This is a genomic window from Trebonia sp. (genome assembly GCF_049794275.1).
GTDB lineage: Bacteria > Actinomycetota > Actinomycetes > Streptosporangiales > Streptosporangiaceae > Trebonia.
This window is the reverse complement of the sequence record NZ_JBARCR010000906.1, coordinates 1-2708: the sequence shown is the minus strand read 5'-3', so window position 1 is coordinate 2708 and position 2708 is coordinate 1. Positions and strand designations below refer to the sequence as shown.

Annotated in this window: 2 protein-coding genes; both read left to right on the top strand. The window is 70.9% G+C overall.

The window, feature by feature from the left end; all coding sequences use genetic code 11:
* A partial coding sequence (locus WA805_RS23310; protein ID WP_425243403.1) for a SpoIIE family protein phosphatase occupies nt 1-2110 on the top strand: 2110 nt, incomplete at its 5' end.
* Between the two features lie 328 nt (nt 2111-2438).
* Nucleotides 2439-2708 (top strand): pyridoxamine 5'-phosphate oxidase family protein (locus WA805_RS23305; RefSeq protein WP_424561537.1); only part of this gene is annotated, 270 nt, incomplete at its 3' end.

Below are 2708 nucleotides of genomic sequence, written 5' to 3'. Positions count from 1 at the left end.
ACTGGTGTCCTCGCGGTGGCTCGAACTGGTGCTCGTTGTCCTGCTCGCGGCCGGGTTTTCGGTCGTGGCGTTCCGTTTCAACGAACCGTCCAGCCTGCTGTTCTTGCCGATCCTGGCGTGGGCGGCGCTCCGGCTACGTGACCTAGGCGTGGTTCTTACTGGCGCGGCGTTCGCGGCGGTGGCCAACTATATGACGGCGGCCGGGTACGGCGAGTTCGCTCAGCTGGGGCTGTCGCCCGCGGCTTCGGTGGCCGTCACGCAGGCCTATATCGCCCTGGTCGTCCTGGTCGGCTGGGTGCTGGCTCAGGAAGTCGCGGGCCGGATGTCTGCGGTGCAGGACCGGGACAGCGCACGGCTGGAGCGAGCGATGGCCGAGGCCCGGCGGGAGGCCGCCGAGCTGGGCGCGGTGCTCGCTGATGCCGCCACGGTCAACTCCGTCGGTGACCAGGTATCTGCCGCGGTGAGCGCCCGGCTGGACGCGGCGCATGTGGTGATCAGCGTGCTGGTATCCGACGGACGTCGGTTCGAGCCTCTCGCGGGTGGCGATGCTGCCGCGCGGGTGGCGGTCATGTCAGCGGAGTGGACGGTTGATTCCGACGCCCCGGGACCGCGCGCGGTCCGGGATCGCGCTGCTGTGTATGTGGCCGACCTGAAGGCACCCGACGCGGGGATCGGGTCCGCGGCCGCGCTTCCGTTGCTTACCGAGGTCGGCGCCCTTGGCTGTCTCGCCGTATGGTGGGCCGGGCCGCATGAGGCGACCGCCGTGGAACGCGAGTATCTGCGGAGCATGGCCGAGACGACGAGCCGGGCCCTGGAGCGGGCCCGGCTCCGGGAGGCCGAGCGGCGCGAGCACGCGCGGGTCGAGGCACTTGCCGAGCTCACCAGGCTGCTCGCCGGGGCCCTGACCCCCGAGGCGGTTGGCGAGGTGGTGGCCGATCGCGTCCGCGCGGCCGTCGGTGGCGCCGACGCGCTATGCCTCGGTGTCGTCAGCCAGGACGGCCGGCGGCTGAAGTGGATCACCACGGTCGGCTACGCGGAGGAGCTCTGCGAGCAGTTCTCGGACCTGCCGATGGACGTCCCCGCCGCCGCGACCGATGCCGCCCGGACAGGCCGCCCGGTGATCATCCTGACGCCGGCCGAGTATGAACAGCGCTATCCGGGCCCGGATACCCCGGCGGTCGTCGCGCACGGATCGAGCTGGCTGGCATGGCCGCTGGGCGTGGGCGGGGCACCTGTTGGCGCGATCGGCCTGATGTGGAGGCATCCTCAGCAGTTTGAGCCAGGGCAGCTCACCGTCGTCGCCGCCGTCGCCGACCTCGTCGCGCAGGCTCAGGTCCGCGCCCGCGTCTACGCCGATGAGCACGCGCTCGCCGCGGTCCTGCAGCGCGCGATCATGCCCGTGGCAGCCGCGGTGATTCCCGGCCTGGAGATCGGAGCCGACTACCGGCAGGCCGGAACGGCCCGGCAGGTCGGCGGGGACTGGTACGACGCGATGGCCCTGCCGGGCAAGCGCGCCTACCTGGCTGTCGGCGACGTGGTCGGGCACGGCCTGACCGCCGCCGAGGACATGACACAGCTGCGTAATGCCGGGCGTACCCTGGCCATCGCCGGTTACCAGCCCGCCAGCATCCTTGAAGAACTGGCGCGCGTCACCGACTGGGCGACCAGCGGGAAGTTCGCCACCGTGGCGGCTGCGATCATCGAGCCCGACGTGTCCCTGATCACCTACGCCACCGCGGGCCACCCGCCGATCCTGATCCGCCGGGCCAAGACCGGGACGGTGGAGATTCCCCCGCCCGCCGAGGGGCCAGCCCTGTGCCTCCCGAGCGGCCAAGGCTGTCGGCAGTACACCCAGGGCCAGACGAGTTTCGACGTCGGCGACATCATGCTCATGTACACCGACGGGCTGATCGAGCGGCGCGGCGAGGATCTCACCGAAGGCATAGCCCGCGTCGCCGAACGATTGCAGGCATGGCAGCCCGGCGCGCGGCTCGGCTGCCTTTGCGACGAATTGATCGCGTCCCTCGCGGCCGAACCCCAGCTCGACGACATGTGCGTGCTAGCTGTCTCCCGGCCAGGACCGGACCGGGCGCAGGGAGAAGCGTCCTGATCCGCACTCCGGCACCTCCGGCAGGTTTCGGCTTTCTCGGCTATGGCACGCCTGCCGTCAGCGGCGCACTGGCAAAGCCAACATCGGCCTCCGGCCCGAGTATCCGCCGTTCTGGTCTGGTACCTGCGTGCGACGATGGTGTGCGTGACAGCAGCAGGTCCGGGTGATCGGTGCACCTCGGCTCGGCCGCCGGCCCTGTCATGCCGGTAGGTGCGCGCGCTCGGACGGCTGGTGACCGGCGTATGCGCGATGACTTTCGCGGTCGTCGCGCGTCTTACCTGCGACACGCTGTCAGCCGGATGCCCGCTGGACAACGAGGGGATGGCTCATGGAGATCACCAATCTGGGCAAGGCGGACGGGCTGCCGCCGGTGGACTGGGCCGCCGTTGCTGAGAAGCTCGACGCCGGGTCGGCGCCAGCGCCGGACGCAGCGAACTCCCGCACGACCTGGCTGTCCACTATCAACGAGGACGGCAGCCCGCATGTGACCGCGGTCGGTGCCCTGTGGCTGGACGGCACGTTCTGGTTCCAGACCGGCGCGGGCACGCGGAAGGGGCGCAACGTCGCGCGCGATCCGCGGTGTTCGGTCGCGGTGTCG